At 64.6% G+C, this 4,079-nt stretch carries 3 protein-coding genes and 1 pseudogene; 3 read left to right on the forward strand and 1 reads right to left on the reverse strand.

Annotated features, from left to right (window positions below; translation table 11 throughout):
* Positions 1-754 (reverse strand): annotated as a pseudogene (locus tag ENZ74_RS24205) (mechanosensitive ion channel family protein); the annotation flags it as partial.
* 240 nt (positions 755-994) lie between these two features.
* Here ENZ74_RS24205 and ENZ74_RS24210 point away from each other — a divergent pair.
* From ENZ74_RS24210 to ENZ74_RS24220, 3 genes are all read left to right on the forward strand, one after another.
* Positions 995-2,254, forward strand: coding sequence for a sarcosine oxidase subunit beta (locus tag ENZ74_RS24210; protein ID WP_063170258.1), 1,260 nt, complete (start codon positions 995-997; stop codon positions 2,252-2,254).
* Between the two features lie 17 nt (positions 2,255-2,271).
* Complete coding sequence (locus tag ENZ74_RS24215; protein ID WP_027160522.1) at positions 2,272-2,568, forward strand: sarcosine oxidase subunit delta; 297 nt, start codon at positions 2,272-2,274, stop codon at positions 2,566-2,568.
* A partial coding sequence (locus ENZ74_RS24220; RefSeq protein WP_127313036.1) for a 2Fe-2S iron-sulfur cluster-binding protein occupies positions 2,565-4,079 on the forward strand: 1,515 nt, incomplete at its 3' end. The genes ENZ74_RS24215 and ENZ74_RS24220, both read left to right, overlap by 4 nt.

The raw sequence follows: 4,079 nt of genomic DNA on the forward strand, positions 1-4,079 counted from the left end.
CCGAAAGGCGGCTGAGATAGGATGGGTCCTCATTGGTGGGGTCGGCTTCGAACACCCGCCCGAACAGACGCCTGCCGCCAACCAGCAGCACCAGCGCCAGCCCGAGCGCCACGAAGGTTGCCGCCAGGATCGCCTGGAACTTGAACTTGAAGGCAAAGCTCAACCAGGACGACACCGCCTTGTAGAGATTGCCGAACTCGTCGCGGGCGTCGGAAAACACCTGCGGGCTCAGCGCATCCGACAGCACGTAGCGCTTGGTCAAAAGATTGCGGAACAGCTCGCTGCGCATATTGCCGATCTTGTCGATCAGCCCGCTGATGCGGATCGACAGGTTCTGTGCGCTGGCAACGACCGCGTTGATCTCGGCCTTTTCCGATGCAAGCGCCTGACGCTCGCCCGTCACGATGTCGGGCTCCTGCGGCTGGCCCGCCGCCGGTGGAGGACCCAGCACCTCGATGCGATTGTTGATCTCGGTGAGCCGCGAGCGGAATACCAGCGCACTGGTGAGTGCCGCCCGCGACAGGTCCTCCAGCTGCAGACGGATCTCCACGAGTGAGGCATCGTCCTCACCGTCCTGCTGTATCTTCTTCTCGAGATCGTCCGTCTTGGCCGTTAGATCCTGGATGACCTTTTGCTGATCGGTGACCAAACCGGCCGAGCCCTGGCCGAGCGCTTGCGCCATCGCCTCAAACGAAAGCGGCGCCGAAACGACCAGCGTGAGTACCAGGATGAGACGAAGCAATCGGAAAAGCATGATTTGTTGGCGACTCATCGGCGGCAAAGGCAATTTGAAAGCCTGTCCTTGATAAAGACGGCCCTATCATGGGGCAAGCCGTCGTATCGCGAGCCCATCCGATCATTGGCCCCAACCGATCACTCACGCCGAGTGATCCCATCCCGGGCGTCGGCCAGTCGAAAGGCGATGGCGCAATATTGGCTTTGCGGATGCGGCCTGCTCTATAGTCTGCCGCATCGCCCGAACCGGATGACATCAATGGCAGAGTACTCGGCCTTTTCGCTGCTCGCGAACGCGCTCAAGGGAAACAAGGATTGGAAGCCGGCATGGCGCAAGCCTGACCCGAAGGCGTCCTATGACGTCATCATCATCGGTGGCGGCGGTCATGGGCTGGCGACCGCCTATTATCTTGCCAAGGAACACGGCATCACCAATGTCGCCGTTGTGGAAAAGGGCTGGCTCGGTTCCGGCAATGTCGGCCGCAACACCACGGCCGTGCGCTCGAATTATCTGCTGCCTGCCAACACCCGCTTCTACGAACACTCGATGAAGCTGTGGGAGAACCTGTCGCACGAGCTCAACTACAATGTCATGTTCTCGCAGCGCGGCTGCCTGAACCTGGCGCACACGCCGGCCCAGTTCGACGACTATGCAAGGCGCGGCAACGCCATGCGCCATCTCGGCGTCGATGCCGAACTGATGACGAAGGCTGAGATCAAACGCCTGATTCCGGCGCTCGATATCTCCGACAGCGCTCGCTTCCCGGTGGTCGGCGGCCTGATGCAGCGCCGCGCCGGCACCGCCCGCCACGATGCGGTGGCCTGGGGCTATGCGCGCGGCGCCGACAGGCGCGGCGTCGACATCATCGAAAATTGCGAGGTCACCGGCTTCCTGCGCGACGGCGACCGCATATCAGGCGTCACCACTTCGCGCGGCGACATCCGCGCCAGGAAGGTGGCCGTGGCGGTCGCCGGCAGCACCGGACGCGTCATGCAGATGGCCGGCATCGAGACGATGCCGATCGAGAGCCATGTGCTGCAGGCCTTCGTCACGGAATCGCTGAAGCCCTTCATCGACACGGTCGTCACCTTCGGCATGGGCCATTTCTACATGTCGCAGTCGGACAAGGGCGGCCTCATCTATGGCGGCGACATCGACGGCTACAACAGCTACGCCCAGCGCGGCAATCTGCCTGTCGTCGACGAGGTGATGAGTGAAATGCTGGCGTTGTTTCCGGGACTCGCGCGCGTGCGCATGCTGCGCTCCTGGGGCGGTGTTTGCGATATGTCGATGGACGGCTCGCCGATCATCACCGCCGGCCCCCTGCCTGGCATGTATCTCAACTGCGGCTGGTGCTATGGCGGCTTCAAGGCGACGCCGGCTTCCGGCTGGTGCTTCGCCTGGACCATCGCCAAGGACCAGCCGCACGACCTCAACGCGCCCTTCACGCTCGACCGCTTCCACCGCGGGCTGGTGATCGACGACAAGGGCCAGGGTGCAAACCCGCGGCTGCATTAGGCAATAGGTAGAGTCCAATGTTGATCACTTGCCCCTATTGCGGCCCGCGCGACGTCATCGAGTTCACCTATCAGGGTGACGGCAATCGTGAGCGTCCCGACCCCGCCTCGCAGAATTTCGAGGCGTGGAACGCCTATGTCTATGACCGGCTGAATCCGGCCGGCGACCACAATGAGATCTGGCAACATTCCGGCGGCTGCCGCGCGCATCTCAAGGTCGTGCGCAACACGCTGACGCATGAGATTTCCAGCGTTGCCTTTGCGCGGGGCGATCATGGGCCGGCCGCGCGCCGCAAGGCGGAGGACAAGGCATGAGCCCGCGCCGTGCCGACACCGGCGGCCGCATCGACCGGCTGAAAACCATCCGCTTCACCTTCGATGGCACGGCCTACACCGGCCATGCCGGCGACACGCTGGCGTCAGCCCTGCTGGCCAAGGGCGTCACGTTGTACGGGCGTTCGTTCAAATACCATCGCCCACGCGGCCTGCTCACCGCAGGCGTCGAGGAACCCAACGCGCTTGTGACGGTGCTGAAGGGCGAGGTTCGCGAGCCCAACATTCCAGCGACCATGGTCGAGATCCATGACGGGCTGGTTGCCATCAGCCAGAACCGCTTTCCCTCGCTTGCCTGGGACATCAACGCCGTCAACCAGCTCGGCGGCAAGATCCTGTCGGCCGGGTTCTACTACAAGACCTTCATGGGACCGGTGTTCGGCCCGCTCAAGGGCACGCGTTTCTGGATGTTCTGCGAACACTTCATCCGCCGCGCAGCCGGTCTCGGCAGTGCCGGATCGGCGAAAGACCCGGCCCGCTACGAACGCATGAACGCCTTTTGCGACGTGCTGGTCGTCGGCTCGGGGCCGGCCGGCCTGATGGCCACCAAGGCCGCCGCCGATCAGGGTGCGCGCGTCATGCTGGCCGATCTCGAGCCGCATTTCGGCGGTTCGGCCAACTGGTCCGAGGAAACGATCGATGGCGCGCCTGCCGCCGATTGGGCGCGGCGCACCGTCGCCCAGCTCGCAGGCCGCGACAATGTCCGGCTTCTGCCGCGCACCACGGTGTGGGGTTACTACGACAACAACACGCTTGCGGCGCTCGAACGGGTCAGCGACCACAAGGAGCACCCCGGCAAGGGCGAGCCGCGCCATCGCTATTGGGCGATCCGCGCCAAATCCGTGGTCCTGGCCACTGGTGCGTTCGAGCGGCCGCTCATCTTCCCCGGCAATGACCGGCCAGGCGTGATGCTGGCGCATGCCGCCGAGCGCTATGCCAACGAATTCGGCGTGCTGCCGGGCGAGCGGATCGCGTTGTTCACCAACAATGACAGCGCCTATCGGGCGGCTGTCGCCTTGAAGAAGGCCGGCGCCGCGGTCGTCGCCATCGCCGATGTCAGGCCGGAACTTTCGCCGGAGATGCGCAAGCTGGCCGCGGAAGCCGAGGCAGAGATCTTTGCCGGCCATGCCGTCGTCGCCACCGAAGGCGGCAAGGCGCTGTCCGGCCTCAAGCTGCAGCGCTTCGACATGGCCAATGGGGCACTCATCGGTGATGCACGCAGTATCCATGCCGATTGCCTGCTGATGTCCGGCGGCTGGTCGCCGACCATCCATCTGGCCAGCCAGGCCGGCGCCAAGGCGGAATGGAACGCCGCGCGGCAAGCTTTCCTGCCGCCAGAGCCGACACAGAGCTGGATCGGCGCAGGCGCCTTCACCGGAAGCTTCTCGACGGCCGAAGCCATCGCCGAAGGCCGCGCCGCCGGCCTCGCCGCCGCAGGCGGGCAGAGCACACCGTCCATGCTGCCGACCGTCGAAGCAGTGCCTGGCGATCCC

The sequence above is a fragment of the Mesorhizobium sp. M7A.F.Ca.CA.002.15.2.1 genome (assembly GCF_003998715.1).
Classification (GTDB): Bacteria; Pseudomonadota; Alphaproteobacteria; order Rhizobiales; family Rhizobiaceae; genus Mesorhizobium; species Mesorhizobium ciceri.

Coding starts and splice junctions, on each gene's coding strand:
- ENZ74_RS24215 (WP_027160522.1), top strand. CDS start 2,272: ATGTTGATCACTTGCCCCTATTGCGGCCCGCGCGACGTCATCGAGTTC.
- ENZ74_RS24210 (WP_063170258.1), top strand. CDS start 995: ATGGCAGAGTACTCGGCCTTTTCGCTGCTCGCGAACGCGCTCAAGGGA.